This is a genomic window from Methylobacterium sp. 77, from assembly GCF_000372825.1.
In the GTDB taxonomy this organism is placed as follows: Bacteria; Pseudomonadota; Alphaproteobacteria; order Rhizobiales; family Beijerinckiaceae; genus Methylobacterium.
In genome coordinates this window covers 3,126,064-3,152,399 of record NZ_KB910516.1, presented here as the reverse complement: position 1 = coordinate 3,152,399, position 26,336 = coordinate 3,126,064, and the positions used below count along the sequence as shown (strand labels likewise).

Sequence of the window (26,336 nt, the reverse complement as noted above, 5' to 3'; positions counted from 1 at the left end):
CTCCGTGATGGTGAGGGTCAGTCGCTCGCGCCGGGCGGAGCGTTGTCGTCCGGGACCGGCGCCGGCGCGGCCTGAGCCTTCGTTGCCTTCTGCCGCCCGTCGCTGAAGTAGGTGAGGCCGAGCTCGTCGGCGCGGTCGTTGTCGGACTTGTTCTCGGCGTCGACCGCCTCGGCGTCGTACCCGCTCTCGGACACCTTCCGGGATCGGGTGGAGAACCCGGCCTGGATCTCCAAGGTCTTGCCTTCCACGTCCTGGACGGGGTGGATGTACGGCCAGGCCTGCGGAATCCAGTTCACGGCGTAGGCGTCCTGCCGACGCATCTCGGTCGGCAGCGTCAGCGCGCCCGATAGGAGGGCGAGGTCGATCCAGCGGATCCAGATCGGCCGGCACACCTGATAGACGACGAGGTGATGCTGCCACGCCTCGACGGCGCGGCGGAAATCGTTCAGCGCGGAGCGCAGCGTGCGATCGTTGAGCTCGCCGTAGTCGCCGCTGAGCACCTCGTAGAGGAGGCCGCAGGCAACGGCGATATTCCGCTTGGCCTCGCGGACGAACATCTCGAAGTTGGGCCCGACGTCCGGCGGGTTCGAGAATGTTACGTCCTCGTTGTCGTCGAGCACCTGCAGGGTGCCGGGTTCGAACTCGACCGTGCCGACACCGTAATCATCGGCGCCATCCGATCCGATCGGCCCGGAGCCCGGCGAATCGATCCCCTCGGCCGCCTCCTTGCGGATCCGCTTGATGAAGCCGACGAGGCGGGATGCGTTCTTCTTGCGGACCAGCTCGGCATCGAAATAGCCGTCGAGGTCGTAGAGGGTGCGCAGCGCGCGGGCGAGCCAGGGTTCGCCGCGATCCTGTCCCGGACGCAGGGCGCGATACAGGTGGCAGACGTCGGTGGCGGGCACCTCGGCCAGATCCGGCGCCACCTGCGATACCTGCCCGTCGCCGGGATGTTCACGATAGAGGAAGTACCCGACCCGCTTGCCGATGACGTCGTACTGAATGCCGCTGCGGACCCGGTTGGCAGGCTCGTTCTTCGTATGCGGGCAGTGCTCGCCCTCCAGAAGCTGAAGCTGCAGCGGGACAGTCAGGTTGTCCTTAGGTCGGCGGGTACGGAGGCGAATGAAGGTCTCACCGCCCTCGATCATGCCGCGGACGGCCAGTGCCTGCAGGCCGTAGAAGTCCAGGGCTCCGACCGAATCCGCCTGATCCGTCCAGTCCAGCCAGAGGCGCTGGATCTGGGCACGGAAGGCGGCATCCTCCTTCTTGATCTTTTTCGCTCGGGCGGGCGTCAGGCCCTCGACTGGCCGCGCTGCGGTGGAGCGCGGCACGATGCCGGTGCCGACGATGTTCGAGACCAGTTTATCGACCGCGCCACCGGCGAGCGGGTTCTTGCGGGCCTGATCGCGCGACTTCCGCCGCAGCTCGTCGATGGCGTAGTTGATCGCCGTGTTCGGTCCATAGCTCGCAACGCGCCAGCTGCGCGAACGCCGACCGGTGCCGCCGGCGATGTCGTAGGGGCGGACATCCGGCGCGCTGGCAAGAACGTCATCCGTCAGGCTGGCCGTCATCGGTTGAAGGGTCCCGCCGCCTTTCATGGTGACGTTGATCTTGCCGTACCCGATCATCTTACCACCCGCTGCGGCAGGTGATGACGACCTGGCTGGTCCGGCGCCGCCCGAACGGGTTGCCGTTGGCAGCGTCGCGGCGGGCGACGAGATCCGCGCGGACGCGGCGCATCTCGTCATAGGAGCGATAAGTCACCCGGCCCGTGTCAGGGCTCTCGACCGTAAGCACGCCGCTGGCCATGGCTCGGTCGAGGGTGGCGATCTGCTTGTCGAGGTCATTGGCCATTCGCTACCTCGACGGACGATTGCGGACTTTGCTGCGGCCGCCAGTACGGCGTAGCTGACGGTTGGCGAGAGAGCCGGCCGCCACGACGACAGGCGGGACCGGGTCCGGGAGGGCGTCTTCGGGGCGGACGAGCCCGATGCCGAGACTGGCTTCGCGCTCGCGCCAATGCATTTCGCGCCAGCGTTCCCAGCCGCGCATGGCAGCGAGCCCTCGCGCATAGTTGGCACAGTCGAGTACCTCGTTGCGTCGACCGCCGATCACCACCCACTCGCGCCGGGTCTTGCCGCGGGTGACGTGGCTGACGAGTTCCTCGGAGGTCAGCTGCTTGACCTGATCCTCGGTGACGTCGTTCGGCAGATGGACGAACCCTGCTGGGAACGGATTGTTTTTGGCGGGCCGTTGGAGCGCCAGGCACCCCATCAGTTCCTGCTTGCAGAACGAGGCCCCGATCCGGATCAGCTTCAGGCCGCGGCGCAGCTTCTTGCCGGCTGCGTTGGTGTCTTTGCCGCCGGCGCCGAGGAAGGCCGCAGACATGCTGTCCACGCCGTCGACCGCATGGACGTTCCCCCGACCAGCCTGGGACCGAACGAAGGCGTAGACTTCGGCAGTGAACCCGCTCGAATCGATGCCCCAATCCCGAACTGTGATCTCGTTCTCGCTGGCGTGGTCCCAGGTCTCCGAGAACATCGCCTCAAGCTGTTTCCAGACCTCGGGGCGGTTGGTCTCGCCGATCAGCACGCGGTGCTCGATCAGCCAACGTTCCCGGTTGCGACCGAACCCCCAGATCCCGACCTCAAGCCGGTCCTTCTGGACGTCGACGCCACCGAATAGGACGAGGGCCGCCATCGGCACGGTGCCGGATGGGTCCGCGTCACGTCGGGCGAGGACATCCTCCCATTCCGGAGCGTCGGCGCCCTCTTTCCAAATGCGCGCCAACTGCGTGTTGTAGAACGTCCGCAAGGCCTCCGGTCCTCGGCGCTTTGCACGGGCGAACTTCGCCACGGTCTCGCGGATGGTCTGCTTCGGCGCGTAGAGCTTCGACGCCTGGAAGCCTGCATGGGCGTTCGGGACGGCCATCGTGCCGCAATGAGAGCATAGGGCGCGGCGGACACCGTGCGCTTCGGGTGCCCAGCGCTCCGGGTTTTGTCGTTGGCCGCAGCAGTTGAACGATCTGGTCTGCCGCCATTCGATCCGGCGCAGCGCGACGAGGCGCTGCGACTCGGTCCAGGGCTTCTCACACGACACGCACTCGATGCGGGCGGTGGCCGGGTCAATCTTGTCGGTGTCGTCCTTCTCGAACCGGACCCGCTCCCATTCCAGGCTCTGCCAAGTCTGGCAGTACGGGCATTCGACGAACGGCTTGCGCTGGTCGCTTTCGTCGTAGGACGCCTCGATCGCGCTGCGCCCGGCCACAGTGGGCGAGCAGGCCAGCACGTCAGGCTGTTCGTCGAGAACTCGGCCTGGCGCTCCTCTGCGAGGTCGATAGGCGGGCCTTCGCCGCCGGCCGAGAGCGGATATTTGTCGATCTCGTCACAGCAGAGCAGCCGGATCGGCCGCATCGCGAGGTTGGTCGGGCTGTTCGAGCCGACGAGGGTGATATGCCCGCCGGGGAACTGCTTGTGCGTCAGGGTCGCGCCGGCGTCCTTCGCCTTGGCGTCGCCGAACAGGTCGCGCAGCACCTTCGTGTCGCGGATCATGGGCGCCAGCCGGTCCTTCGAGAAGGTCTCGGCTGCGTCGTCCTTCGGCTGGACGACCAGGATGGGGCACGGGTCGACGTGGATGAACCGTCCGAGGATATTCTCGATCACGGTGGTCTTGAGCAGCTGCGTGCACGCCATCAGCGTGACCTTGCTGACGCCGGGCTCGGTCGCCGCGAGCATCGGACCGCGCGCCACCTCGACGCGCGAGGTGAAGAAGCGGCCGCCGTTGGATGACTCCTTGCTGAGCTTGCGGAATTCCTCGGCCCACTCGACCACGTTGACCTGCGGCGCCGGCCGCGTGCCCGCGTGCCATGCGCGACGCAGGCTCTCAAGATCGAGGTAAGGTCGTTTCCGGCTCTCCGAGCTGCTGGAGGTGTTCAAGGACATGCGCGGTCAGAACCGTTGTGAGCGTGCGCGCATCGACCCCCAACTGGTCCGCCATGATCGTCGCGATGCGGGAAGGCCACGCCTCCCAGGCGTCGCGGTAGTCTCGGGCTAGATCGAAACACAGCGTCTCGGCGGCACTTCGATTGACCAGCTCGCCCTGTTTGACCTCGTAATCCTGCTTCCGCTGGAGCCCGAGGAAATTCTCTTTGCGCCGGACCGCCTCTTGGAGGTCGAGGTTCGGATCGTCCGGGTCGAAGTCGAGCGGTTCGTCCGGCGTGACCGGGATCTCGGCGGACCGTGGCGCGGGCTTCGGCTTCGGGCGCTCAGGCTTCTCGCGCGGATCCGACTCATCCCGCACCGTTGCGCGGATCGGACGGTGCGAAACCCCTCCGCGGTACTTGGCCGGGCGCTGGTCGAGCTCCCATTCCGTCGCGTTGACGTCGACAAGGCCGGCGTCGGTGAGCTTGAGGAGGCCGAGCCCCTTCCACTTCGTGACGATTGCCTTCGACACGCCCCGGTGCCGGGCGAATTCGGCCTGGTTCATAGCCTGGGGCGAGCGTTCACTTTGCGCGTTCACTGTTCACCGTTCACGGGTTTTCGGACCGTGGCGCTAGAAACATTGGGGGCCCCGACCACCCTCATAGGGTCCGACCCTCCAGGGTCCCCGGCACCTAGGACGGGCGTCCCATCCCCATGCCGACCTCATCCAGGGTCAGCTTCATCTGCAGGCCCGAGGCACGGAGGCGGATGTCATCGGGGCAGTGCCCGACAGCGAGGATCGCGCGCATCATGTCGGTGAGCGCATCGCGTTGGGTCTTCCTCATGGGTCACACTCGATCGGGGTGGCGGATGCGATGACGACTAGGCCGGCGAGTGCGGGGCGGGTGGCGATCCGCATGCTTAGCAGTTCGAAGGGGTCGCCCTCATCGGCAGGTTCGCCGCGTGCCTCTGCGTCGACCAGGGATCGGAGCAGGGTGTCGGGGAAGGGCTCGACCTCGTCGATGAGGATGAGAAGCCTCTGCGCACGGGTCATGGACGTCTCCGGCTGCTAATGTGATTTAAGGATCATGAGAATCAGCAAGGCCGGACTAGCCCTGGTTTCCGTCTACGCAGCGTTTTCGCTTGTCTCGTGGGGGTACGCTGCGTCGATCCAAGGCAATGACGGGTCATTCTTTATGGCTGCGGCGCTTCCGATCCTTCCAGCCTTTGTCGTGCTGTGGTCCACGCACTCCTTGTCCTTTGTGAGTTACCTGCCGAAGTGGCTCGTAATTCCCAGCGCATTCACAGGTACATTGTTGGTGATCTACGGCCTTGGATGGCTCGCCGGCCGCGTCTTAGGTCATGCGAGGGACCAATTTCGCGGCTAAGGGTGTGCCAACACCCTCGATCCCCGTCTCTTCAAGTAGTACCCCAATGGGGTCAGAGATGCGGAACCAGCCTCCAAAGTGGAGAAGCGGCCTTACCCGTCTCCGTCGCGGCTTAACGTCGATCCCCACCGGGGAGAGTACAGCGGCGGCTGTGCGTAGATCGATATATTACACGACTTGCACTTGCGCAATGTCCAAATCGACAGGCGACGCCCTCCCGAAGATCGAGATGCACACCTTCACGCGGTCGTTGGGCAAGATATCCTCGACCACTGCCGGGAAGCTGGCGAACGGCCCATCAATGACGAGGACCTGCTGCCCAATCGAGATACCCATCGGCGCGACGATCTCACCCTTGGCGATCCTGTCCACGAACCGTTGCAGCCCCTCGGCATCGAGCAGGGCAGGCTTCAGGACCGGTCCGGAGATGTTGCCCTCCAGCGACTTGTCCTCGACAGGGTAGCAAACAATCTCGGCGACGCCCGGCCGGTCCTTGGCGACGGCCAGGTGCGGGGCATCCTTCACCCCAATGAACACTGTCCGGATCAGCATCGGCGTCCGCCGGACGACACGGCGACCACGGCGAACGACGACCTCCGAGGCGCGAGGTTGATAGGTCACCACGTCTACGGCCTGTAGGGCCTCCAGGGCGCGGACGCCCATGCGGGGCGTGGTCTTGGCGATGTACCAGCACAGGCTCGGATCGATCGTGGGCGAAGCCACGCCACAGATCGGATCGGCAGCGCTACGGGCACCGGCCTTCTGAGCAGCCCCGAGGCTGGGACCGGTACCAGAGGAAGCACGGCGTTCGGCTCTACGCTCGTCGCGACGCTGCCGCCGCGCTCGTTCGCGCTGCCGCTTACCCTTGGTGCGAGCCATGGAGTTCTCCCTTGGAATCGAATGGTGCTCGTCCGTGGCTCAGGCGACGAACTGGCGGAGCTCGTCGTCGAACATCAGGGACACGTCGCCGATCTTGCCGGTTTCGTGGAACTTGACCTTGCGGATGCCTACATTGGCGATGCGGTCGTGCGGCGAGGCGCGGTGGATGACCAGACCGATCTCGGCCTTGTTCGCCCAGGTGGCGCCGTCGGCGATGTCGTAGAGGGACATCGGCTCACCACTCCGAACCGAGAGCCCGGCGGACTTTGTCGGGTGAGCCACGACCACCGTGCAAACGTCGTAGCTGTGCGCGAACCGCTTCAGCAGACGGATGGCCCGGTTGGTGTAATCGGCGACGTTCTCGCCGGGCCGGCGCTTGTGCTCCACCTCGTTCCATGGGTCGAGGAGGAGCATGGAAATGCCCTCGCGGACCACGGCATCGGCCGCTCGATCAATCACCCACTGGACGTCGGCCTCGGTGTCCTCGTCGTCCGGAGCGAGGGCGATGAAGACGAAGTGCTCGTCGATGAACCGCCGGCAGCCGTCGCATTCCGGCTTGGTCCATAGGCTGCGCGGCTTCTGGAGCATGAAGCCGAGCAGCATGTTCTCCAGGATCGGACGGACGTGCATCTCGAACGAGGCGATGGCGATCCGCCAGCTGTGTCCCGTCGCCATGTTCATCGCGATCTGGGTCATCAGAGCAGTCTTGCCGCCGCCAGGTAGACCGCTGACCACGACGAATGCCCCGCGGTACAGCCGCATGTGAAGGTCGAGTTCGCGGAATCCGGTGGTCAGGGCGAGGAGCGGAGGGCGCTCCGGAAAGTCGGAGAGTTTGTAGAGGCCTTTCACAGGGAAGGGCTTTGCCCGTTCGATGCAGGCCATGACGGCCTCGGCCCCGAAGTGCTGAAGCACCTCGTTGAGATCCTTCGCAGGCCGGAGCACGCCGTCGGCATCGGCGACGCAGGGCTCGGTCGGATAGGAAACGAGGCAGCAGCGCGACCGGCCGAGACGCCGGGCGAGTTCCTGACCGAGACGGCGTCCCGGCTCGTCGTTATCGACGGCGAGGACGAACCGCTTCACCCGCTTCAGGCGATCCCAATTGTTGAAGACGTAGCGATACTTGTCGTCGTGCTCGGGGACCACGTCGTCGGCGTTGTCCGGAACCACGACGATGTTGCCCTGCTCGTCACGGGCCGGAGGCGCGCCGTCAGGCACGGAGACGGTGAAAGGGTGGCCGGACTGGATAGCCGCGACCGTGTCGAGTTCGCCCTCGGTGATGACCACCGGCGCCTGCCCGGTTTGCACGGCCGGGTCGTCGAGGACGGAGACGTTGAAGAACGTCTTACGGGCGCCGGCCCGCTGCCAGAACCGCTTCTTACCGGCCATATCACGCCCTCGGTACTTGGCGTTCACCTCCTCGCCACCGTCGAGATACGGGAAGACGAGGATGTTGCCGGCGACGTCAGGAACCGGATCGCCACCCTGAGCGCGCTTGGCGCTGTAGATCCCCAAACGTGAGGCGGTTTCGCTGTCGAGGGCCCGGCTTTCCAGCCACGCGATTGCCGATGGGTTGAGGGTCATCGTTGAAATACTTCCCGCCGCTCAGGTCACAGTTGAGGCATCGAAACCCGACGCCACCGGCGTCGATCGTGACGCCCAGGGATCGGCGTCGGCGGTTGGCGGAGTGCTTGGCGTTGACCGCGCATCGAGGGCAGATCGCGTAGTGCCGGCCGGGGGATGTCGACCGCAGGACGATCCCGAATTCGCGGAGGATCTCATCGACCGATCTCACGGCACGTAGCCGCAGGGCCTCGGCTTGGGCGCGTTTGCCTTGGCCTCGGCATCGGCCCTGAAGCGCTCGACCGCGAGCCGCGCCTCCCGATCTCGCTTGGCCAGTGCCCCTGGCACGGCGAAAAACCAGCTCGTTTGGTCGCCAGCCCACCCGGTCAGGCCCGTCAGCTCGGCTCGAAGGTTGATGCTGGGGAACGCGGATTCCCATTTTCGGAAATCGGGCTCGGTGAGCCGGATGACGCCACTCTCGAAAAAATATCGTTTCGCCCCCGGCGACGATCGCGAAGCGGCGGCGCGAGTGTCAGGCTCAGGTTTTTCAGGAAGAGGCTGAACAGTAGTACCACCCTCCTCTTCTATCTGGATTCTGGCTTCTGGATTCTGGGCTTTATCCTCCCCCTTATCCGGGGGGTTAACCCCCTGGTTAAGGTCGGGGTTACCCCCTCTTTTGCCATTCTCCTTATCTTTCAACGCCTTGGCATTGTCCCGGACCATTCTGCGGCTGTAGATCGTCCCGTCTGCCGTGACCGAGTAGATGCCGTGCAGCGCCAGAGTTGCGAGAGACTTCCGGCATTCTTTGAGGCTCATGCCGACCATCCTGGCGAGGTCGGTGTCGCCCAATGGACGGCCCATCACGACCAGATGACCGTAGGGTTCGGCGTTGTGCATGATGCACAGCATCTCCATCCAGAGACCGCGGGCAGCCATCGGGCAGAGCCGCAAGGCGGGCTTCGAAAGCCAGTCCGACGGGTAAAATTTGATCCAGGGGGCGCTCATCGATCCGCTCCCGCGTAGCTGGTGAGAAATTGAAGCGCTTCCTGCGCATCGCTTCCCGCATCGAGGAAGTTCAACACCGTCAATCGCTCCTCCTCGGACACGCCGTTGAGGGCCAGGATGGTGTCCAGTTGAGCCAGCAGGCCTGTCAGAGCCTCGGCCGGAGCCATGTCGTACCAGCCCCTGCCGAGCGCCTCTGAGAGATGTCGGTCAGCGAATTTGTCCTGAAGCAGATTGGCGACGACTAGCCCGTCCGGGAATCGAACGGCATGGATCAGAGTGACCTCGAACGGGCTACAGGCCTGAACGGTCGCCATCTCGCCTGAGATATCGTCGGTGACCCCGATACGGACGGGAGCGTGCATGCCGAGGCCGACACGACGCGCAATGAGATAGACGTGCGTCGGGCGCCGATCCCGCGTGATGTCGGTGTCGGGCTTGGATCCGGTGCTCATGCCGGTCCTCCCCCACGCACGCGGCCACGGAGCCGGGTGTTCTCGGCGCTGAGCCGGGCGATCTCGTCTTCGAGGTCGAGATGCGTCCTCTCGTCAGACGCCAGATGCGCCCGCATGAAGGCGGTATAGGCATCGACCGCGGCGCGATGGTCGGCGATGTCCTCGCTCTGATGAGCCCGCCGCTTGGCGTCGACCCAGCGATCGAAGAGGGCGCTTCGATACGCCCTTACGCGCTCCGGGATGGGTGGTGACGAGGCAGCAAGGGGCATCGGCCAAAGCTCCAAGGTTCGGGAGCGCCGTGTTCGGGCGTGAGGGATGAGGAAGTCGAAGCGCTAAGGGCGGCTCAGGCCGGCGGCGGCTGGGCGTGTGTCAGCGGGATCATCGATCAGTGTCCCTGATCCAGGGGGCAATCATGATCGCGAGGCCTGAAGCCCAGCGCAGGATCATCCGGGCAATCCACGTCCTGGCTCGGAATCCCCAGGGCCGCGTCGGTGGCGGCGAGGAGGGAAAGGACGGACCTGTGCTCATTGCGCGCCTGCTCCGTTGCACGAGCGTCTCGCGCTGCTTGTCTAAGACGATCCATCTCCTCGGAGCGGATCGAGCGGGCTTCATTGTGCCAGATGCCTCGCACCCGGCGGTCGTTCAGTCCCGTGGTGCGGGCCACACGGGAGAGCGCAGCCTTCACGTTCTCGCCGAGCCGAAGGGGACCCGCGATCAACTCCACCAGATGCCGTGCCTCGGCCTGAGAGCTCATGGCGACAGCCTCGCGGGCCTTGGGTGATTTACCCGCGTTCTCGGGTGACTTGCCCAACATCTCGGGTGGCTCCTCTGGTCTTGTGGTGTTCGACCACGACGGGAGACCAGAGGATGAGAAGCGACGTTGGGGGTCGGAGCGACGAACAGGCTGACGGACGCGGCGCCTTGGCGGGAGAGCGCGGACGGCAGGAACACGACGGAACGAGCGAAGACGATCACGACAGCGCCTCCGCAGGCGCGCGGCGGTTCGTCAGCGGCTGCAGGTCCACCGATCGGACCTTGCCGCCGGTGACATCCTCGATACGGGCGGCAACCCGCACCGAGGGACCACGGGTACGAAAGCGCAGCTTCCTCACGCCGTACTCGGAGATGTCACCGATCTTTTCGGCCATCTCCGCGTCGGACAGGTCCTCGGACCGCATGAAGTCCTTGAGCAGCATCAGGCAGCGAGCCTCCCCGCACGTGGAGGGCACGACCGATACCCACGTCCATTGGACGAGAAAGGATGGCCCCGATGGGCACGCCGGAAGAAGAGATGTTCGATATCCAACTGGAGAGTATCGAACGGGAGTTGGACGTCGAGCTCGGCGGGGAGGTCCTGGAGATCGAATTCGAGTTCAGCCGTACTGGCTGCCGGGGGCATGCGAGGGTCAGCATCGAGGCGGATTCGGTGACCACCACCGAGATCGTCCCGGTGGCGATGAGCGACCTGCATCTGGCCTTCGCTGCCCTGGCAGAGCAGACGAAGGCGTGGCGGATCGAAGTGTCCTGAGCCGAGCGAGAGACGTCGCAGCGGCACCGAAGAGGCCAAATTGATCACACGATGCCCTCCGCGCTGTCCGTCGGCGGGGAGAGAAGCGAGACCAGATGGCGGCAGCCGTCACCGTCCAGCCGGAACCGGTAGCGCTCGACGCCATCTTCGCGGACGACGACATGCCTAGCGTTGTCGTCCTCGGCGAGCCCATGCACACTCAGGGTTGTCAGGACAGGGCGCCATGAGGCGAGCCCCTGGTCCTCTCTGACCAAGGTGTGAGGTGGCGGCATGATCGGTGTGTCTGTGTCGGACATCCTGAAGGTCCTCGAACAGGTGCCGGGCTGGAAGGCCATCATGGGCCTCCCCAAAAGGCTGAAGGAGTTGGAGGATCGCGTCGCAGCCTTGGAGGGTAAACCGGCAGCGAAGGCGGCCGAGGCCTGCCCCCTATGCGAAGCGCCGATGAAGGTGACGCGCGTCGAGGACGATCCCGTTTTCGGCGTCATGGGATTGAAGGAGCACACGCTGTCATGCACCGCATGCCCGCACACCGAGACGCGACAAGTGGATCCGAAGAAGCAGCGGTAGCGCACACCGCCGCATGGCCGGGCAACAGATCGCCTAGCCCTGGGTTCGGTTCCCACCCCTTCCGTGAAGCCGCCGGAACCGAAGACGGGGTCGAACACCGGAAGCTCCGATCCATCGACGCCGAGACTGTCGCGGATGCCCTGGCGGTACTGATGGTGGACCTGGCCAGCGCTCTGCCCGGAGTGGATAGACGGGAGGCGCTGGAGCGGTTGGCGAACCGGCTTGACGATCGCGGCAGGGTGGCAAACGGGACGCCGGCCGCGGCACTGCTCGGGCAAGTGAGCGTATCCCTGATGCGCATGGGGCTGTAGGGCCAGCATTAGATGCCAGCCCTCTGACTGGCGACATCGACGTGCCCGCACACCAGGGACGAGGCGCCATAGATGTCTGGCCGCAGATCGTGCCGCGAAACTTTTGAGATGCGCTCAACGTCGAGGACGCGCTCTGCTGGGACCCTTCGCGATTGTTCGATCGCTTGGCGCGTCACGCCGATAGCGGCGGCGAGCGCCTTACGGCCTCCGGCTTTCTCGCAAGCCAACTGAAGAGCATCGTCGATCATGCAAGATTATCTAGCGCAGCTTGCCAATTATAGCAAGACACTCTTGCGTAGCGAGCTTCCCTTGCTCGATGGCATTTTCCCCGCCATGGAAAGCTCACGTGGAGAGGCGCTCAGAAGCGCGCGAAAGGCCTTGCGGCTTACTCAGCAGCAGGTGGCTGACAAGATCGGTGTCACCCGTGCCGCGGTGGGCCAGTGGGAGAACGACGAGCCGATTTCATTCCCTAATCTAAAAGCAGTCTGCGCGGCTTTGGGTATTGATGTCGTAGCTGCCGTTGAAGGCAAGGTAGTGAAAGCATACTCCAAGGATGAGATACCACAAGGCACTGACCGGCAGGTCATGCCTAAATTTAACAATTATATGCAAGACGATCCCGAGCTGTACGACGATGATTATTTCATAAAGAAAAATTTGATACCAGTTTATTTTATGAGTGAAAGCAACAACTTTGCGCCCAATGGAAATTCACTGCTTTCTGAGGCTCCAATTTTATTGGCGCCAAGATTTGAAGGGTCGCCTCACGACAATACTCTATATTGCGTCGGGCAAACAAAAAATGTTATGGAACCAATATTTGAGCCAGGCTTGAGCCTATATGCATCCGCAGGAAAGATACCCACAATCGGCGATTACGTTATTGCGCAAATTAAATTTGACCGTAAATATCTACCAGGAAAGCGGCCTACCGGCATTCTTCAGTTACCGGTATATTTCGGGAAACTAGAAGAATTTACTAAATCGTCCATTATTATATCTCAGTTGAACCCGAAGGCGCACCACGAAGTGCCCCTGAGTACGATTTCAGCGATCCACTGGGTTATGCCGCCGGAATGAATCATCCGAACGCAAGAAACGCTTGCTAATTGTCGCAAGCATAGCTAGCATCTCTCTATCGCCCCAAGCGATGGAGCCGAAACGTGCTTGCGAACGCTTATCTTCTTCTCCCAATCTGCGCTTTCGCCTTGCTCTGGGCGATGGGCCACGTCGCAACCCGCGGCGAGGCCTGACCATGTCGAACATCCTCGACTTGGTCTGTCCGCAGGCCGGCGAGCCGGAGTGGCGTAGCGCCCTGCTCGCAGAAGCGATCCGGCACACGGCCCACCTCGCTGGCCCGATCAGCCCCTTCGCCTTGTTCAAGCACCTGCAGGAGTGGCTCGGCCTGACCGAGGAAGAGTGCGGCGGCGAGATAAACACCGTTCTGTTCCTGATGGTCCGCAGCGACCTTTACACGTCGAACACTCACGACGTGGAGACCGGCACCATTACCCTGGCCGCGCATACGCTCCTCACCCCCTCGGTCACTCTGACGCTGTGCATGCACAGCGAGCCCGAGAGCATGCCCGACGAACTCGATTTCTAGAGGTCACGGACGCGCTCACGAAGGCGTCCGTTTCAAGCGGCCCACGCAGGTCTGAATAGCCGGCGAGGGCCTTCACCCAACCCACGGAGATGAATTCATGGAACAGCGCCTCGGCGTTGATCGCGCCCCTATGCCGGCGGTCCAGCACGTTGCACGGAATGCCCTCGACCATCGGGACATCGATGCGGCAGCCAATCAGTTGCTGACACAGCCTTCGAGCCCATCCCGCAGATCAGTCATCGCTGGCCTATTGGGTGCCTCGGCGCCGGCGCCTGCACTGGCGCTGATCGAAGACGAAGCGGCGGTACATCCAGATCGCGTCATCCTCGCTGCCGAGGCCGAACTGGAACGGCTCACTCAAATAGCCGAAGAAGCTGGGCAGGCCGCGAAGGTTGCTCGGGATTATATGTGGAAAGCGCTCGGTCCGTGCCCATCCGAGCTGATCGCTGGCGCTGACGAAACGCGCCCTTACCTTACACTCCGGGCACGACGGCATGTGCGTGACTTTGGCCTGCAATCCGTTCGCCCGCTTGATGGTTCCTGGTCCAATCAACGGGCTTGGACGGCACCTGCGCTTCGCACCGCCATCCTCGCGGCGGTACCGGTGTGCGGTCGCGGCGGAACGACCCCGTTCCGGATTCGCCGGTACCAGTCACTGCTTCCCATCGCTGAGGAGTTCGACCGACGCCGGCGTGAGTGTGAGGACCGGTTCTGGGTCAAGGAACTCTCATCCGCGAGAGACGACGCTCGGGAAGCACAGTCTCTCGCCGAGCTACGGCTCCATTCGTTGACGGCCTCAACCCTTGACGGCCTTGCGACGATCGTCCGAAATATCGACGCCCCCAACTGGGATGGGCTACCAACGATTTGGGTTTCGCTTCTGCTCAGCGCAGCAAAGATCACCGGTACCGATCTTGGCATTCCTGATTTCGACGCGAAGCGGTGGGTCTCCGAATTGGAGGCAGCTGGCGGCTATATCGTTCGGCCAAGTCGGCACAGCTCTGGCGGGGTCGGCTTCCCGGTGGATCACACGCACTCTGCTGAGGTTCAAAAAACGCTGAGGCGTCTGTCGGAGGAGCAAGACGCCCACAAGCTCCAGATCAGACTGTTCATTGAACGCGGCGAGGTGGTGGCATGAGCGCTTCACCCGTCATCACTCAGGAGCTTCGCGCCCTTCTCGTCTGCGACGCGCTTCCTGCCGGCTGCATCGCTAAGCCGGTGAAGGATGACAGTCTCGCGCCGCATCTGCGCCCTGGCGAGCTCGCGATCGTCGACACCACAGACTGCGATCCGATCCACGGCGAACTGTTCTTCGTCGCTTGGACGGGGAGCCAAGCTCACGACGGTTCGGAGGACGGGGATCTCGTCCAAGCATATCGTCGCGAACTGAATGTCGGTGCGACCGCGTGGTGGGTCGGCTCGATGCAGCGCCCAAGGCCTTCGGCCCAGGCTGTCGCAAGAGCCCTTGCGATCGGAGACTACAGCACATTCGGCTGGTCGAACGGTCCCTACAGGGACGGCATTCTCGAACGCCAGATCCGCGGCCGCGTCATCGGCGTCCTTGCGCCGGGCTTCAAGGACCAGCTTCGGCTGAAGGGAGGCGCGGCATGAGCGTTCAGACCTCAGACCGGGCTGTCGAAGTCGCGCAGGCGCTCATGGAGGAAAACACCTCCGATCTGTTCGGCGACGACGGCGGGGCCGCCTTCCGCACGTTTCTTGATGTCCGGTTTCGCGGGATCACCAGGGAGGATGTACGTCGCGGCCTGGAGATCGCGACCGAATGCGTTTTGGTGGATGGGAGGCCGGCATGAACGACGTGCGCCTTTTCCCCGTCACCGACATCCGTGGGGTGAACACCATCCTGCTCCGCGACGGCTCCGAGATCCGGCTTGAGGACATCCAGTCATCAGAGCAGGGCCGAGCTATCCTCGACGAGATCGATGGCGCCATCCTCGCCATCGAGGACCAGATCGCCCTCGGATTCCAGAGCGACGATCCGTCTTGGAAGGTCCGGGCCGAGATCGCCCTTAAGAAGAAGCGTCGGAGCCGGCCGGCGCTCCAGGCCCGCATCGGCGAGCTCCGGCGCGCCGAGAAGGCGTTGGCGATCAAGGACACCCACGCCAACGCGACGTCGAAGGTCGATGCCAAGCGGCAGGCCTTCGTCCATGCGGCCTACGAACTCCTCGGCCACGAAACTTGCGTCGAGGTGTGGGCCCGAGCTCAGGAAAAGCAGCCTGCGCTGTTCACGGAAGGGGGATCGTCATGATCCCCCACTCCATCCAGCCGAAGCTGATCAAGCTGCTGCCACTTCTCGGCAGCGATATCGATGGCGAGGTGGTTTCGACCACCCGCGCCATCGCCCGGACCCTCGCCTCCGCCGGCGCGGATTTCCACGACCTGACGGAATCACTCGTTCGCGCGAAAGTCGTCAATGCGCCGCTCCCTTCAGGGGATGGCTTCAATTATGCCGATGCCTACCGGCAGGCGGCATCGGACGGGCGAAACGATATCCATCCACGGTCCCCGACCCGGCGCTTCGGATTGACGATCTGGCACCCTGAGCAGGTCATTCCCTGGTGGGAGGTCGCCAAGCACTGCATCACCGAGAGCAAGGCCCTGCCGAGGAAGGCCGGCGGCAAGTTCCTCCGGCCCGACGAAGTTGCCCTGCTGCGGCGGATTGAGGCCCATGAGTTCTGGCCGACCAATCAGGACGCATCCTGGATGGAGACGATCGTCGCCCGCCTCCATCAGGCCAGGGATTTCGCCAAGCGTGAGAGGTCGAAGGCATGAGCGCCTCAGATCCATCCTACGGCGAAGCCTTCAAGGCCGGCGTCCGGGCGATGGTCGACATGGCTCTCATTGCAGCGATCACCATCGAGGTTCGAGCCGACGCCGGTGACGTCCGCCAGCGCGCCGCTGCGGCCGCCCTCCAGGGCCTCGCAGAGGGAGCCAAGGCCGCCTTTCTTGATCCTCCGGACCCGCTGGTTCGCGTGTTCCGGATGATCGCAGAAGATCCCGCCTCATCCGGCGTCCTCCCTTGTCCCACATGCGCCGGCCGTCTGGTCTGGGCGCGCGACAGCTACAATGGCCACCTACACGGCCAGTGCGAAACCGCGGGGTGCTTCCGATGGATGCAGTAGCGGATCCGATTATGGCGGTGATAGCGGATCATCGTGTCGCCGACGAAGCGTTGACGCTCATCCTTGAACGTCTCGACGAGGATGATGAGGAGGCGATGCGGGCCCACAACCGGGCAGCGGATCGCTGTGTCGACGCTCGCCGAGCCATGAACGACGTGGTCCCGGTGACGATGGGTGGCTTGCAGACGCTTGTCGCTCACTATGTTCGATACCAGGAATACACCGAGGGCTTCGAGCGCATCGCCACCGTCCTGGAGGGGTGTGATTCCACATTGCGGTTTTCGGACCTTCAGGGTGAGAAACCGCAATGTCTGGAAGGTGTTGCCGGCGCGAATCGACCGAGCGTTTCGGAGGTGGTTTCTGCCCATCGCGCAGCATGGGACGCGTTCCAGGTCGCCCCTGATGAAGATGTCGATGTGGACGCGGCTATGGACGCTCAGGGCGCGATGCAGGATGCCTTCGACCAGGTACTCTTAACCCCCTGCGCGAACCGTTTGGAGGCGCTTGCCCTTCGATCACACCTTCAATGGTGGATCGATGAAGAGGCCGAGCTCGCGGCGGATTACCAGCCCAAGTACGCGATTGCGCAGGCGCGCCTCGCCGAGATCTCGATGCTGCTGAATGGAGGCGTGCCATGATGGTGCCTAACCTCAACGACGTCCGCGCGGCTTGGATGCGTCTCCCGGCAGAGAAGCGTGACGAGATCGGGTTGCTCGCGGTCGACCTTGCCTTTCAGGGATACCTCTACGGCGATCTGGTGCCCGAGAAAGATCAGGTCTTGCCGGACCAGGATGAGCGCGACGCGGCCGGCGACCGCGAGAACGATCGCCTCGACGAGATCCACCGTACCGTCACCGTCGCGCTGCCCGACCTGTTCGGGCTGGACGGAGAGCACCCACCATGGGCCACCGATTCGCAAGGAGCGCACTGATGCAGTTCGCCGAGACCGCCCGTCACATCGTTCCGTTCCAGGCCGCCGCGCGCGAGCTGGGCCTGAGCCCGACGACGCTCCGCAGGATGTGTCGGGAGGGCAATGGGCCTACCCTTCTACAGATCAGCACTCGCCGGCTGGGTGTCCGGCGCGGGGATCTGGACGCTTGGGTCAAGACACGCGAGATGTGCGGCCCAGAGGGAACGTAAATCCGATGCTTGGTATCAATACCTAGACGTCTGAGAGGGGTGATCTGCGACGGGCTGCCCCAAATGGTTGCACAAAAACAACACAACAACCGAACTCTGCTTACGCGGTGTCCTTTACGACTTTAGGCGGAGCGTTATCCGCAATTACGCCATACGATCCGTCAACGACGTGGCGCGCTGTTCATAACAAAAGTTGGGGTCGGGACGTGATAATTATTTCTAAGAGTGGCAATTATACCGTTTCGAGCAGCTTTGGGCGAGAGGTTGTGGAAGGAAGCAGTTCGGCAGGAACTGCCGGGCAAATTGTTTCATTTCAGGTCGATCAGGCGCAACAAGTTTACAAGGATTTCTACTGGAAAATTGTGCCGATATCGGGCCAATACAGTGATTTCTGGGATGACATGTTCAGCAATACTCCCGGTGGTGAGCCAGGAGATGATTTTAGCTCCAGTGGATATACATACGGAGGCTTTTTAGATTTCAAAATCAATCCCGATCTCATGGCGGAATTGGATGAGAAGTTCGCCATCAATTTTTACCTTTCAGTGACCGACCCTGATTTTGGGCGGGCTCCTGTAGCCTCGGCGACATTCACCATTATCGATGACGACCCGATTCGCGTTGTTGGTGACAATTCGGCAAATGTTCTGAAGGGGCAAAGTGGGTCCGATACGATCCTGGCAAAGGGCGGCGACGACACCATCATCGGAGGGCGCGGCGACGACCTCCTTGATGGCGGCGTAGGTATCGATAAGATGACCGGCGGCCTCGGCAATGATACATTCGTTGTCGATAACATTCTTGATCAGGCTATCGAAGCAGCTAAGCAGGGGACTGATCTAGTAAAATCTTCCGTATCGTTCACGCTTGGAGCCAACGTTGAAAACTTGACGCTAACGGGCAGTGACAGTCTCGCGGGATACGGTAATGAACTCGCCAATATTGTGATCGGGAACTCCGGCAGCAACATCCTCGATGGCAAGGGCGGCATCGATACCATGCGTGGTGGCGCTGGAAACGATGTGTATCACGTCGATCATGCCAAAGATCAGGTTATTGAAGCTGCGTCGCAGGGTAACGATAAGGTCATCAGCTCAGTAAGTTATACCCTCGCAGCTGGGCAGGCGGTTGAGACACTCCAGGCTGTATCTGGAAAGGCCGGCATCAGCCTAGTAGGCAATGAGAAGGCGAACACGCTCGTCGGTAACGCAGGCGCTAACACTCTTGATGGCGGTCTGGGCAAAGACATACTGAGCGGAGGCACTGGCGCAGATACATTCGTATTTTCGACTAAGTTAGGCAGTGCAAACGTCGATCACATCAGTGATTATACAGCCGCTGGTGATACGTTTGAACTTGCACATGGTGTGTTCAAGGCCCTCGCACTCGGCGATCTTGCCGCTGGTGCGTTCAAGGATATTACTTCCGGCACATTAGATGCCTCCGACCGCGTTCTCTACAATCGGGCGACAGGCGAAGTATTCTACGATGCTGACGGGAATGGTGCGACCAAAGCTGTTCTTTTCGCCGTTGTTGATACGAAGGTCGCGCTGGATCACCACGACTTCTTCATCGCTTAAGGCTAATTTCAGGCCAAGCATCCGCTCCGGAAAACCGGGGCGGATGTACTTGCCCGATCCGTCAGTTCTTGAAAGCATCCACTTGCATTTTCAAAAGGTGGGCCGCCCATAAATCCAGCGCGGCTCGCTTCTCGGTCGCGTAGATTGCTCGGTTGTAGATGCCGGCTACGCCAGCGCGGTACCCGGAGATGTGGTTTAGCACCGCCTCGACGACATGAGGCAGCACGCCGAGTTCGTTCATGCCGGTGGCTGCGGTGCGGCGCAGATCGTGTAGCCGCCAGCCGGTGATACCCGAACGCTTATCGTGCGCGGCCTTGGCACGCGAAAAGCCCTGGAAACCGCCCTCACCCTGGCCGAACACCCGTGTCCGACCCTCGATGCGAGGCGCCCCGGTCAGCAGCGCCAGCGCCGGACCGGACAGGGGCACGTCGTGCGGAAGACCGTTCTTCACCCGCTCGGCCGGCAGCTTCCACATGGCTGCCGCCAGATCGACCTCGGCCCAGGCCATCGCGGCCACCTCGTCCCGCCGCTGGCCGGTCAGCAGCAGCATCCGAACGATCCGCCCGAAGTCGTCATTACGGCACGCGTCGAGGACAGCCTTGATCTCGTCCTTGGTCAGAACTCGCGCGCGCCGCTCCTCCGGAGCCGGCTTCGGGACACCAACTACCGGGTTCATGTCAGCGGCGCCGGTCCCGATCAACCACGCGAAGTGCGCCGACAGAGCCGCACGCGCTCGGTTCGCGGCGTAGGGACCGGCGTCGCGGATGATCTCGGCGAGCCGTGCCGCCACCTGCTTGCGATCGACCGCGTGGAGCGGCGTCCTGTGAAGCGGCTTCCAGACGACCCGCATGTAGCGCGCCGCCTCGCTCAGGCTTGCCGGTCGAAGGCTCGGAGCAACGGCTGCCAGATACGGCTCGATGCCATGGCCGAAGGTGATGGCGGCGCGGGCACGCTCCTTGGCTCGCTCAGCGTGCGGATCCTCGCCGAGTTTAGCTCGCGCGAGTCGTTCGCCTGCCGCGCGCCGCGCATCGGTCGCCGAAAGCAGACCGACCCTTCCCAGGCTCTCCCGCTTCGTCTGGCCGATGGCGTTCCGGTACTGCACCACCCATTGGCGAGAGCCGCCCCCACTGATGCGTAGGCCGAACCCCGGCAGGTCGTCATCGAAGACGACCAAGCGGTCTTTGCCCGGCGGAAGCTGCAGCGCGGCGGCGGACTGGTTGGTGAGGCGCATGGGTCTCGGCCGGTAAGCACATGGTAAGCACACGAAGTGACCGCTACGGGTTTCCTGGCGTCACAGTGAGATGGTATCTCAATAATCTCCAATTAAATCAATGGCTCTTGCCGACCGGTAAGCACCTATACCGACTAGAATTTGCTATACCTCATGTTTGGTAATGAGGAGGTCGACAGTTCAATCCTGTCCAGCAGCACCATTTTCCCCAGTCGCTTAGCGCCGTTCAACGGCGGGCGTTTCACCCCTGGAACGTGCCACGGGCTTCAGTTGGCATGCACCCGGAGTTTTTCGGCACAGCGGCGGCTGCCAGGCGGACTATCGCAACGGACGCGACTCGTTCCTGGACTTCCGCAGCTCGTATCCATGGTGTCAGGTATTGACCTCCTGCATCGTCGCTATCGGCCTACTTCCAGCCTGACCCTGCGTCGTGGATGGCGTCCGGCCATTCCTCGCAGACGTGCGAATGATGCCCAGGAAGACAATCCCTGCCGGCAGATCCCGAACGTGCACGGAACTGCGATACGCCGTGGGGGGACGGGCGACACGTCGGTAAGGATGGCATGCGAAAAGCGTGAGTTCCTATGAGTTTCCGTCCGAGAAGCTCTTCACAAGCTTGAGCGTTCAGGTAGGTTGTGCTGGCAGCACAAGGTTGTGAACGTGGCGAGTCGGTAGGTATTTACCTCCCTCATGAAGGTGGGGGCCACTGGCAAGAACAGGTTGCAGAAGCCTTGGGCCTCACTTTGGTCAGGATATTTTCAGTGAACTGTTCAAAATTCGTGCTCAGTGCTGTTGCTGCGGCCCTCATTGGAAGCACTTCGTTGGCGCCGACCGCATCGGCAGGTCCGTTGGATGGACTCGCTGGCGGCGCGATCGGTTTCGCCCTCGGTGCCATGGCTGCCGCGCCGCGGCAGGTGTATCACGCTCCGCGTCCGCAGCGGGTTATCGTCTACCGTGATCGTCCGTCCCGTCGCCATGTGACTGCAGCACCGGTGCGGCGCAGGGCTGCACCTTCCACGAGCGGCGCCGCCATCAGCACCGTGTCAGATCCCTTTGCGGGCTCTGGTTCTGCCAGGTCGATCCCCGTCAACGGTCGATAGCATCTCCCTGGAAGGTCGCTCTAACCATGCGCTTCGGTTTGCGCTCGTTCCTCGTCGGCGCATTGGCCGTGATGTCCGTGCTTCATGAGCCTCGCGGTGCGACCGCTGGCCCAGTGCTCAACGTGGACAAATCGATCGGCAAGGTCTCGGGTTGGTCGATCGGCGTGAGCCGATCGACCAATGGCTGCCTTGCGGCTGCAGCTTATCAAGACGAGACGACAGTCTGGATGGGATTCGACGGCGACAAGGACGAAGCCTTTCTCGCCTTCACGAATCCCAAATGGAGATCCATCGAGACCGATCGAATCTATCAGCTCGTCATGCTGACGGGGCGCGGACGTTGGAAGGGCCAGTTTGCGGGAATCGAGCGCGGCAACGATCGCGGGCTCATGGCATCCGGTTTGAAGAAGAATTTCGTACTCGACATCGCCCGTGCCGGGGGCATCGAGGTCGTGTTCGAGCGCAAATCCATCGCTCAGCTTTCCCTGTCCGGGTCCTCGGACGCGATCAGCGCAATGATCGATTGCCAGAAGACGATCGTCGAAGCGAAAGCCGAGCCGCCATCGCCCAAGGGCAAGACGATTCCCGACGGAGACGTCACGCCGAGACGGGACGGTTACTCCTCGGGGACGGGATTCTTTGTGTCCGACAGCGGGCATGTACTCACCAACAACCATGTCATCAGTGGGTGTGCCGAGATCGACGTCTCCAAGTTCGGGCTGCCGTCGCTGAGAGCGCGTCTCGTCGCCACGGACGTTCAGAACGATCTCGCCGTACTCAGCACCGGCTTCGACCGTCCCGTGGTCCCGGCCCTCTCTCTCAAGCCTAGAGTCGGCGAGAGTGTCTACGCCTACGGTTTTCCGCTGCCCGACCTGCTCGCTGCATCGGGAAACTTCACGGTTGGCAATATCACGGCTTCGGCCGGCCTCGGCGACGACACCCGCATGCTGCAGATCTCGACCCCCGTACAGCCCGGCAACAGCGGCGGTCCTTTGATCGATCAGTACGGCGCCGTAGTGGGAGTCATCGCCTCCAAGCTGAACGCGATGACGGTTGCGAAGGCCAACAACAACGACATTCCGCAGAACGTCAACTTCGCCATCAAGTCGACGATCGCCCTGAACTTCCTCGATTCCAATGGGATCGTCACTGCGACTGGCACCAAGAACCCGACCCCCCTGGATCCGGCAACGGTGGCCGAGCAGGCCAAGATGTACACGGTCCACGTGACCTGTCGGTAGGCAGCGGTCGCCGCTGCCTGAGGGTTTTCGCCTGCTCGGAGCCGTCTATCCGAGACCCTGATCCTGGAGGGACAGCGTCGTTGTCTCAATTACAGCCGACGCTGCCGCAGAGAGAGTTTGCGCCCGTCGGCGCCGCGACGGCGGTCGCCGGTGCGAAGAGAGCGGCCCGGGCGAGCTTCGCCTCCTCATTGTCCGGTTTAAGCCGGAGAACCTCGTCGTAGTCGCGCAAGGCCGCCGCCTGATCGCCGAGTTGTGCGTGGGATTTTGCACGGTTCATCAAGGGCCAGATGAAGTTCGGCCGTAGGGTATGGGCCCGTGTGAAGTCGGCGATGGCCGCCGCATGGTTGTTCAGCCCGGCCTGCGCGATGCCGCGATTCTGGAAGCTGTAGGGATAAGCATCATCCGCCCGGATCGCGCTCGTGCAATCGGTGAGTGCGGCGAGGAAAGCGAGGCGATCGTTCTGGGCCAAGCAGCGGCCGTCGAGGGCGATGGCGCGTTGTCTCGCGGTGCGGGCCTCCCCAAGCAAGGCCGTACAGCCCGTCACGCGGGATTCCGGGCTGCCGGACCTGCAGTCCTGCGCTGCATCGGCCCAGGCGTCGGTTCCTGTCCCGGCCAATACCGCCAGCAGAAGTAGGCCGAGCCCGGCCGAGGCAGCGTAAGGACGGGACATGTTTTTCTCTCCGGACTTGATCGGACGTCGTCTGCCCCGGAACCTCAACGGCACCGGTTCGTGAACATGTCGCTGCCGGGCAATTGCATGGAGTTCATCATCTTGAGCAGTTCCGGGCGGTAGATATCGCTGTACTCGGCTGGGAAGCGGCCGCCGATATGCGTGATCGTGCTTCGGTCGTCGCGACGGATCGAGACGAAGTCGTAGAAGCTGCGGTCGTCGAAGGCGCCCTGTCCGCGGGCCGTGCCGCGCCCCTCGAGGACGTAGCCGCTGCGACCGGGTGCGCTCGTGATCTCTTGCGAGCGCGAGACTTGCGTCCGGCGCGGCGTGATCTGCTCGCTCATGTATTGTCTGGCATCGCCGCAGCGCTCGTTAGGGCTGACCTGAACGTAGATCGCCACTTGCTCCCCATGCTGGCGTGATTGCCAGACCGTGCTGTAGGATTGCTTCTGCGCATCGAAATGGTCGTCGGCCATGGGTTTGATTTCGAGCAGGGCGCTCGAATAGTTCAGGTTCCAACCGGACGCGCTACGGGCGGTCGAGCGTTGGTTCTGCAACTGACGGAGTCGGTCTTCCTCGGCACGCCGCCGATCTTCCTCAAGCTGCTGGGCTTCCGCTCGACGTTTTGCATCCAGTTCACGCTGGCGCTCCGCGTCCGAGCGCCTCTGGATCAAGAGTTGCCGCTCTCGCTCGGCCTGTTCTTCCCAGCGACGCCGCTGATCGTCCGCATCGCGCCTGCGACGGTCCTCCTCCGTCTGCTGTCGATCCCGCACTCGGTCGCATTCGAGAATATGGCCCTCGACGATGCCGCGGAACCGTCCGGCCGGGTAGGCGCTGAGATAGCTCGGCGCGCTCAAGCGATCTTCGCAGGAAGCGACGGCTTTCTGGTAGGCCCGCTGCTCGCGCCCGGCCTGGAGTCGGTCCGCGAAGTGGCGGGCATAAGGATAGGCGGCGGTCATCGCCTCGCATTCGCGGATCGGTGGATCGAGGGCGACGGTGCGCAGCGCGGCCGCGTCGGCATCGGGATCGATCTTGTTGCAGCCGGTCGTCATCCCCGCGAAGAAGCCCTGCGGCAGGAAGGCGAAGGTCGTGGTGAGCGATCCGCTCGCCCTAGGCTCGAGGTCGCTGTCGGCGAGGCCGCGCTGCAGGAACTCGTAGGATTGGAGGAAGTTCTGGCCTTCCTGGGCCATGGCCCCAAGGAGCACGTCGCGCAGGGACGCACGTCCCGCCAGCGGGGCCGCGCCGGGCGCCCGCCGGGCCGCCCTCTGCGCTCCCATGACGCTGGCGCCCGAGCCACCGGTCGCGCCGTCGAAATCGCAGCTTCCGCCGGCGGTGGGCTGGCACTCGTCGATGACCGCCACGAGGTCTCGGAGCTGCCGGCGCGACAGGCGTCGCATCAGGTCACCCAGGCGCACCCCGTCGCTGTCCACGAGGTTCGGGCGCTGGGCCAGATCGGCTGGGTTGCCGGGGACGAGGAAGACGTCGTCCTCTCCGCCGATGCTCTGCCCGAGGGCGATCACCGCGACCTGGGCGCCTTCGGGGATCCGCCCCGCCGCCTCGCGCAAGCTCCGTTCGAGTTCCGGGCGGTCCGCCGGACCGAAGGTCCAGACGTCGAACCCGATTTCGAGCAGGCGCTTGCGATAGGCTTCCTCGTCGGCATGCGCGGTCGCGGCGCGGCTTCCCGTCGTGGACGCCTGGGGCACGATCAGAAGCGCGATACGCGGGGAGGTGACGGCACTGCTCCTGCCGGTCGCCGTCTTGACGAAGACACCCGGGGCGGCCGCCCAGGCGAGCGGGGCGCCGATGATGAGTACGGCCGCGAGGGCCGCGATTCCGGGTCGGCGAAATCTGTGAATCGGCTGCAGGGCCATGGCGGGTCTCTTCGGGCTCTTCATGGCGGGGCTTATGGACGGCAGATCGCGCGCAGACGCTCGTCGCGGGCGACGAGATCCGTGTTGGCGTCGCAAAGGCTTCGCAATTCGTCCGTGTGGCGGGGCGAGCGGTTGCGCCAAAGGGCGTAGTAGTAGGCTGCGCGGGAGACGTTGGGGCGGGCCGCCTCCCGGTAGGTCGCGTCTGTGTTCCGGGGGTCATAGAACCGCGCGATCTGCCACGCCGCGTCGGCGCTGGCGACGGGGTCGGCCTCCTCGAACGCCCTGAAGGCCGCCCCGCCCTGGCGGGCCTCGATGGCCACGCCGCCCAACGTCAGGAACGCGCTTCCCGCAGCGCCCTGGTCGAGGAGTTGCAGGTGGCGCTGCCGCAATTCGGCGGCCGTCAGGCGCGGTGCTTCGGGTGCGGGGGGTGTCAGGGCGGCGGGAAGCGGTGGGGCTTCCGCCTGGACAGGCGATGGCGGTGTCGAGGGGAACAGGACAACACGAAGGTTGTCCCGGAACAGATAGGCGCCGATTCCGGCCCCCGCCAGCACGATCAGGAAGACGAGCGCCAGTGCCCGCCATATCGGGCGCCGCGCAGGAACTACGACAGGGAGCGGAGCCGGTTCGTCTCGTACAGGGCTGACGGGTGGCGATGGCCGCTCCGGCTCGGGGTCCGCCACTTCGGCCGGCGGTGACGGCGGGGAAAGGGGCTCTTCCGGAAGCGAGGCCTGCGTCAGGCTGGGCGCGGGTTTCGGATCGGCGGCGAGGATGCCGTATCCGACGGGCGCCGGTGTGATGAACGGCCAGGAGACCACGCCGAAGGAGATCCCGTCCTGGCCCACGATCTCGATGGGGACCAGTTCCTCGATCCGGTCGACGACCGTGGGGCCGAACCGCGCCACTGTTCGCCCATCGCGCTCCGACATCGACAGCGGTGCGAGCCACGCGATTTCCGGCTGCCAGCCGTCGCCGCCGAGGTGTCTCGGCTCGGCATCCTGGCGGCGGAACGACAGGAGCGGCGCCGTCGCGCGCCGACCCAAATCGATGAAGGCGTGGCCACCGATCTCGTCGTCGTCCTCGGTGATGCGAATGGTCATGGCGTGGTCCAGGCGAGCCGTCTGAGGCAATCTATGAGGATGAGGCGATG

At 63.5% G+C, this 26,336-nt stretch carries 33 protein-coding genes and 1 pseudogene; 14 read left to right on the top strand and 20 right to left on the bottom strand.

Annotated features, from left to right (window positions below; translation table 11 throughout):
* Positions 1-17: 17 nt before the first annotated feature.
* From A3OK_RS0114970 to A3OK_RS0114905, 14 genes and pseudogenes are all read right to left on the bottom strand, one after another.
* The gene (locus A3OK_RS0114970) at positions 18-1,571 is read right to left on the bottom strand and encodes a phage portal protein (protein ID WP_245259365.1); all 1,554 of its coding nucleotides are present in this window, start codon (positions 1,569-1,571) and stop codon (positions 18-20) included.
* Positions 1,572-1,629: 58 nt separating this feature from the next.
* Complete coding sequence (locus A3OK_RS0114965; RefSeq protein ID WP_019905701.1) at positions 1,630-1,854, bottom strand: hypothetical protein; 225 nt, start codon at positions 1,852-1,854, stop codon at positions 1,630-1,632.
* Positions 1,855-1,857: 3 nt separating this feature from the next.
* Positions 1,858-2,931 carry a terminase gpA endonuclease subunit gene (locus A3OK_RS24810; RefSeq protein ID WP_348625431.1) on the bottom strand — a complete coding sequence of 358 codons (1,074 nt, stop codon included), beginning with the start codon at positions 2,929-2,931 and terminating at the stop codon, positions 1,858-1,860.
* A gap of 165 nt (positions 2,932-3,096) precedes the next feature.
* Positions 3,097-3,734, bottom strand: a pseudogene (locus A3OK_RS24805) (phage terminase large subunit family protein); the annotation flags it as partial.
* Positions 3,735-3,882: 148 nt separating this feature from the next.
* Positions 3,883-4,518 (bottom strand): hypothetical protein, encoded by a 636-nt coding sequence (locus A3OK_RS0114955; protein WP_245259364.1) that lies wholly within the window; start codon positions 4,516-4,518, stop codon positions 3,883-3,885.
* A gap of 94 nt (positions 4,519-4,612) precedes the next feature.
* Positions 4,613-4,765 (bottom strand): hypothetical protein, encoded by a 153-nt coding sequence (locus tag A3OK_RS24055; RefSeq protein WP_019905697.1) that lies wholly within the window; start codon positions 4,763-4,765, stop codon positions 4,613-4,615.
* Positions 4,762-4,974: a hypothetical protein gene (locus A3OK_RS0114945; protein WP_019905696.1), complete on the bottom strand. Its 213-nt coding sequence runs from the start codon at positions 4,972-4,974 to the stop codon at positions 4,762-4,764. The genes A3OK_RS24055 and A3OK_RS0114945 overlap by 4 nt, the downstream gene beginning before the upstream one ends.
* A 502-nt stretch (positions 4,975-5,476) precedes the next feature.
* Positions 5,477-6,187 (bottom strand): transcription termination/antitermination NusG family protein, encoded by a 711-nt coding sequence (locus A3OK_RS23345; RefSeq protein WP_155912034.1) that lies wholly within the window; start codon positions 6,185-6,187, stop codon positions 5,477-5,479.
* 39 nt (positions 6,188-6,226) lie between these two features.
* Positions 6,227-7,768, bottom strand: coding sequence for a DnaB-like helicase C-terminal domain-containing protein (locus A3OK_RS22820; RefSeq protein WP_019905693.1), 1,542 nt, complete (start codon positions 7,766-7,768; stop codon positions 6,227-6,229).
* A gap of 207 nt (positions 7,769-7,975) precedes the next feature.
* Positions 7,976-8,752: a hypothetical protein gene (locus A3OK_RS23340; RefSeq protein WP_019905692.1), complete on the bottom strand. Its 777-nt coding sequence runs from the start codon at positions 8,750-8,752 to the stop codon at positions 7,976-7,978.
* A complete protein-coding gene (locus A3OK_RS0114920) occupies positions 8,749-9,204 on the bottom strand; it encodes a GIY-YIG nuclease family protein (RefSeq protein WP_019905691.1) in 456 nt (151 codons plus the stop codon). Before A3OK_RS0114920 ends, A3OK_RS23340 begins: the two co-directional genes overlap by 4 nt.
* Entirely contained in the window at positions 9,201-9,473 is a 273-nt protein-coding gene (locus tag A3OK_RS0114915) for a hypothetical protein (protein ID WP_019905690.1), read from the bottom strand. Before A3OK_RS0114915 ends, A3OK_RS0114920 begins: the two co-directional genes overlap by 4 nt.
* Before the next feature lie 116 nt (positions 9,474-9,589).
* Positions 9,590-10,018: a hypothetical protein gene (locus A3OK_RS23335; protein ID WP_019905689.1), complete on the bottom strand. Its 429-nt coding sequence runs from the start codon at positions 10,016-10,018 to the stop codon at positions 9,590-9,592.
* A 157-nt stretch (positions 10,019-10,175) separates the two neighbouring features.
* Positions 10,176-10,400, bottom strand: coding sequence for a hypothetical protein (locus A3OK_RS0114905; protein ID WP_019905688.1), 225 nt, complete (start codon positions 10,398-10,400; stop codon positions 10,176-10,178).
* Between the two features lie 95 nt (positions 10,401-10,495).
* On the opposite strand from A3OK_RS0114905, the gene A3OK_RS0114900 reads away from it, so the two are divergent.
* Positions 10,496-10,732, top strand: coding sequence for a hypothetical protein (locus A3OK_RS0114900; RefSeq protein ID WP_155912033.1), 237 nt, complete (start codon positions 10,496-10,498; stop codon positions 10,730-10,732).
* Positions 10,733-10,776: 44 nt separating this feature from the next.
* On the opposite strand, the gene A3OK_RS0114895 is transcribed toward A3OK_RS0114900, so the two are convergent.
* Positions 10,777-11,028: a hypothetical protein gene (locus A3OK_RS0114895; protein ID WP_019905686.1), complete on the bottom strand. Its 252-nt coding sequence runs from the start codon at positions 11,026-11,028 to the stop codon at positions 10,777-10,779.
* Here A3OK_RS0114895 and A3OK_RS0114890 point away from each other — a divergent pair.
* A complete protein-coding gene (locus tag A3OK_RS0114890) occupies positions 11,018-11,299 on the top strand; it encodes a hypothetical protein (RefSeq protein ID WP_019905685.1) in 282 nt (93 codons plus the stop codon). The genes A3OK_RS0114895 and A3OK_RS0114890 overlap by 11 nt on opposite strands.
* Positions 11,300-11,618: 319 nt before the next feature.
* Here the strand turns inward: A3OK_RS0114890 and A3OK_RS0114880 are convergent, their stop codons facing one another.
* Positions 11,619-11,858, bottom strand: coding sequence for a YdaS family helix-turn-helix protein (locus A3OK_RS0114880; protein ID WP_019905683.1), 240 nt, complete (start codon positions 11,856-11,858; stop codon positions 11,619-11,621).
* Here A3OK_RS0114880 and A3OK_RS23630 point away from each other — a divergent pair.
* The 11 genes from A3OK_RS23630 (at position 11,857) to A3OK_RS22795 (ending at position 19,076) form a co-directional block, all read left to right on the top strand.
* Entirely contained in the window at positions 11,857-12,690 is an 834-nt protein-coding gene (locus tag A3OK_RS23630) for a helix-turn-helix transcriptional regulator (protein ID WP_081631199.1), read from the top strand. The two genes, A3OK_RS0114880 and A3OK_RS23630, sit on opposite strands and share 2 nt — an antisense overlap.
* Positions 12,691-12,865: 175 nt before the next feature.
* Positions 12,866-13,216 carry a hypothetical protein gene (locus A3OK_RS0114875; protein WP_019905682.1) on the top strand — a complete coding sequence of 117 codons (351 nt, stop codon included), beginning with the start codon at positions 12,866-12,868 and terminating at the stop codon, positions 13,214-13,216.
* A gap of 97 nt (positions 13,217-13,313) precedes the next feature.
* Positions 13,314-14,354 (top strand): hypothetical protein, encoded by a 1,041-nt coding sequence (locus A3OK_RS24050; protein WP_155912032.1) that lies wholly within the window; start codon positions 13,314-13,316, stop codon positions 14,352-14,354.
* The gene (locus A3OK_RS0114860) at positions 14,351-14,827 is read left to right on the top strand and encodes a S24 family peptidase (RefSeq protein WP_019905679.1); all 477 of its coding nucleotides are present in this window, start codon (positions 14,351-14,353) and stop codon (positions 14,825-14,827) included. The genes A3OK_RS24050 and A3OK_RS0114860 overlap by 4 nt, the downstream gene beginning before the upstream one ends.
* Positions 14,824-15,027 (top strand): hypothetical protein, encoded by a 204-nt coding sequence (locus A3OK_RS0114855; protein WP_019905678.1) that lies wholly within the window; start codon positions 14,824-14,826, stop codon positions 15,025-15,027. The genes A3OK_RS0114860 and A3OK_RS0114855 overlap by 4 nt, the downstream gene beginning before the upstream one ends.
* A complete protein-coding gene (locus A3OK_RS0114850; protein ID WP_019905677.1) occupies positions 15,024-15,482 on the top strand; it encodes a hypothetical protein in 459 nt (152 codons plus the stop codon). Before A3OK_RS0114855 ends, A3OK_RS0114850 begins: the two co-directional genes overlap by 4 nt.
* Positions 15,479-16,006: a hypothetical protein gene (locus tag A3OK_RS0114845; RefSeq protein WP_019905676.1), complete on the top strand. Its 528-nt coding sequence runs from the start codon at positions 15,479-15,481 to the stop codon at positions 16,004-16,006. Before A3OK_RS0114850 ends, A3OK_RS0114845 begins: the two co-directional genes overlap by 4 nt.
* Positions 16,003-16,356 (top strand): hypothetical protein, encoded by a 354-nt coding sequence (locus A3OK_RS0114840; RefSeq protein ID WP_019905675.1) that lies wholly within the window; start codon positions 16,003-16,005, stop codon positions 16,354-16,356. The genes A3OK_RS0114845 and A3OK_RS0114840 overlap by 4 nt, the downstream gene beginning before the upstream one ends.
* A gap of 11 nt (positions 16,357-16,367) precedes the next feature.
* Complete coding sequence (locus A3OK_RS22805; RefSeq protein ID WP_019905674.1) at positions 16,368-16,994, top strand: hypothetical protein; 627 nt, start codon at positions 16,368-16,370, stop codon at positions 16,992-16,994.
* On the top strand, positions 16,991-17,287 hold the full coding sequence (locus A3OK_RS22800; RefSeq protein WP_019905673.1) for a hypothetical protein: 297 nt from the start codon (positions 16,991-16,993) through the stop codon (positions 17,285-17,287). The genes A3OK_RS22805 and A3OK_RS22800 overlap by 4 nt, the downstream gene beginning before the upstream one ends.
* Before the next feature lie 475 nt (positions 17,288-17,762).
* Positions 17,763-19,076 (top strand): calcium-binding protein, encoded by a 1,314-nt coding sequence (locus A3OK_RS22795; protein ID WP_155912030.1) that lies wholly within the window; start codon positions 17,763-17,765, stop codon positions 19,074-19,076.
* A 61-nt stretch (positions 19,077-19,137) separates the two neighbouring features.
* Here the strand turns inward: A3OK_RS22795 and A3OK_RS0114815 are convergent, their stop codons facing one another.
* Positions 19,138-20,307 carry a site-specific integrase gene (locus A3OK_RS0114815; protein WP_019905670.1) on the bottom strand — a complete coding sequence of 390 codons (1,170 nt, stop codon included), beginning with the start codon at positions 20,305-20,307 and terminating at the stop codon, positions 19,138-19,140.
* 1,126 nt (positions 20,308-21,433) lie between these two features.
* On the opposite strand from A3OK_RS0114815, the gene A3OK_RS0114810 reads away from it, so the two are divergent.
* On the top strand, positions 21,434-22,648 hold the full coding sequence (locus tag A3OK_RS0114810) for a serine protease (RefSeq protein WP_019905669.1): 1,215 nt from the start codon (positions 21,434-21,436) through the stop codon (positions 22,646-22,648).
* An 85-nt stretch (positions 22,649-22,733) separates the two neighbouring features.
* Here the strand turns inward: A3OK_RS0114810 and A3OK_RS0114805 are convergent, their stop codons facing one another.
* From A3OK_RS0114805 to A3OK_RS0114795, 3 genes are read right to left on the bottom strand one after another with little or no spacing between them, the layout of a single operon-like run.
* Positions 22,734-23,318 (bottom strand): hypothetical protein, encoded by a 585-nt coding sequence (locus tag A3OK_RS0114805; RefSeq protein WP_019905668.1) that lies wholly within the window; start codon positions 23,316-23,318, stop codon positions 22,734-22,736.
* Between the two features lie 44 nt (positions 23,319-23,362).
* On the bottom strand, positions 23,363-25,189 hold the full coding sequence (locus A3OK_RS0114800) for a hypothetical protein (protein ID WP_019905667.1): 1,827 nt from the start codon (positions 25,187-25,189) through the stop codon (positions 23,363-23,365).
* 32 nt (positions 25,190-25,221) lie between these two features.
* On the bottom strand, positions 25,222-26,286 hold the full coding sequence (locus A3OK_RS0114795; protein WP_019905666.1) for a hypothetical protein: 1,065 nt from the start codon (positions 26,284-26,286) through the stop codon (positions 25,222-25,224).
* Positions 26,287-26,336 lie beyond the last annotated feature (50 nt).

Coding starts and splice junctions, on each gene's coding strand:
- A3OK_RS0114795 (WP_019905666.1), bottom strand. CDS start 26,286: ATGACCATTCGCATCACCGAGGACGACGACGAGATCGGTGGCCACGCC.
- A3OK_RS22820 (WP_019905693.1), bottom strand. CDS start 7,768: ATGACCCTCAACCCATCGGCAATCGCGTGGCTGGAAAGCCGGGCCCTC.
- A3OK_RS22805 (WP_019905674.1), top strand. CDS start 16,368: ATGGCGGTGATAGCGGATCATCGTGTCGCCGACGAAGCGTTGACGCTC.
- A3OK_RS24050 (WP_155912032.1), top strand. CDS start 13,314: ATGGAACAGCGCCTCGGCGTTGATCGCGCCCCTATGCCGGCGGTCCAG.
- A3OK_RS0114945 (WP_019905696.1), bottom strand. CDS start 4,974: ATGACCCGTGCGCAGAGGCTTCTCATCCTCATCGACGAGGTCGAGCCC.
- A3OK_RS0114895 (WP_019905686.1), bottom strand. CDS start 11,028: ATGTCCGACACAGACACACCGATCATGCCGCCACCTCACACCTTGGTC.
- A3OK_RS0114805 (WP_019905668.1), bottom strand. CDS start 23,318: ATGTCCCGTCCTTACGCTGCCTCGGCCGGGCTCGGCCTACTTCTGCTG.
- A3OK_RS0114970 (WP_245259365.1), bottom strand. CDS start 1,571: ATGACGGCCAGCCTGACGGATGACGTTCTTGCCAGCGCGCCGGATGTC.
- A3OK_RS0114845 (WP_019905676.1), top strand. CDS start 15,479: ATGATCCCCCACTCCATCCAGCCGAAGCTGATCAAGCTGCTGCCACTT.
- A3OK_RS0114875 (WP_019905682.1), top strand. CDS start 12,866: ATGTCGAACATCCTCGACTTGGTCTGTCCGCAGGCCGGCGAGCCGGAG.
- A3OK_RS0114840 (WP_019905675.1), top strand. CDS start 16,003: ATGAGCGCCTCAGATCCATCCTACGGCGAAGCCTTCAAGGCCGGCGTC.
- A3OK_RS0114815 (WP_019905670.1), bottom strand. CDS start 20,307: ATGCGCCTCACCAACCAGTCCGCCGCCGCGCTGCAGCTTCCGCCGGGC.
- A3OK_RS24055 (WP_019905697.1), bottom strand. CDS start 4,765: ATGAGGAAGACCCAACGCGATGCGCTCACCGACATGATGCGCGCGATC.
- A3OK_RS23335 (WP_019905689.1), bottom strand. CDS start 10,018: ATGTTGGGCAAGTCACCCGAGAACGCGGGTAAATCACCCAAGGCCCGC.
- A3OK_RS0114810 (WP_019905669.1), top strand. CDS start 21,434: ATGCGCTTCGGTTTGCGCTCGTTCCTCGTCGGCGCATTGGCCGTGATG.
- A3OK_RS0114920 (WP_019905691.1), bottom strand. CDS start 9,204: ATGAGCACCGGATCCAAGCCCGACACCGACATCACGCGGGATCGGCGC.
- A3OK_RS0114800 (WP_019905667.1), bottom strand. CDS start 25,189: ATGGCCCTGCAGCCGATTCACAGATTTCGCCGACCCGGAATCGCGGCC.
- A3OK_RS0114855 (WP_019905678.1), top strand. CDS start 14,824: ATGAGCGTTCAGACCTCAGACCGGGCTGTCGAAGTCGCGCAGGCGCTC.
- A3OK_RS0114860 (WP_019905679.1), top strand. CDS start 14,351: ATGAGCGCTTCACCCGTCATCACTCAGGAGCTTCGCGCCCTTCTCGTC.
- A3OK_RS22800 (WP_019905673.1), top strand. CDS start 16,991: ATGATGGTGCCTAACCTCAACGACGTCCGCGCGGCTTGGATGCGTCTC.
- A3OK_RS0114965 (WP_019905701.1), bottom strand. CDS start 1,854: ATGGCCAATGACCTCGACAAGCAGATCGCCACCCTCGACCGAGCCATG.
- A3OK_RS24810 (WP_348625431.1), bottom strand. CDS start 2,931: ATGGCCGTCCCGAACGCCCATGCAGGCTTCCAGGCGTCGAAGCTCTAC.
- A3OK_RS23345 (WP_155912034.1), bottom strand. CDS start 6,187: ATGGCTCGCACCAAGGGTAAGCGGCAGCGCGAACGAGCGCGGCGGCAG.
- A3OK_RS0114900 (WP_155912033.1), top strand. CDS start 10,496: ATGTTCGATATCCAACTGGAGAGTATCGAACGGGAGTTGGACGTCGAG.
- A3OK_RS23340 (WP_019905692.1), bottom strand. CDS start 8,752: ATGAGCGCCCCCTGGATCAAATTTTACCCGTCGGACTGGCTTTCGAAG.
- A3OK_RS23630 (WP_081631199.1), top strand. CDS start 11,857: ATGCAAGATTATCTAGCGCAGCTTGCCAATTATAGCAAGACACTCTTG.
- A3OK_RS0114905 (WP_019905688.1), bottom strand. CDS start 10,400: ATGCTGCTCAAGGACTTCATGCGGTCCGAGGACCTGTCCGACGCGGAG.
- A3OK_RS0114915 (WP_019905690.1), bottom strand. CDS start 9,473: ATGCCCCTTGCTGCCTCGTCACCACCCATCCCGGAGCGCGTAAGGGCG.
- A3OK_RS0114880 (WP_019905683.1), bottom strand. CDS start 11,858: ATGATCGACGATGCTCTTCAGTTGGCTTGCGAGAAAGCCGGAGGCCGT.
- A3OK_RS0114850 (WP_019905677.1), top strand. CDS start 15,024: ATGAACGACGTGCGCCTTTTCCCCGTCACCGACATCCGTGGGGTGAAC.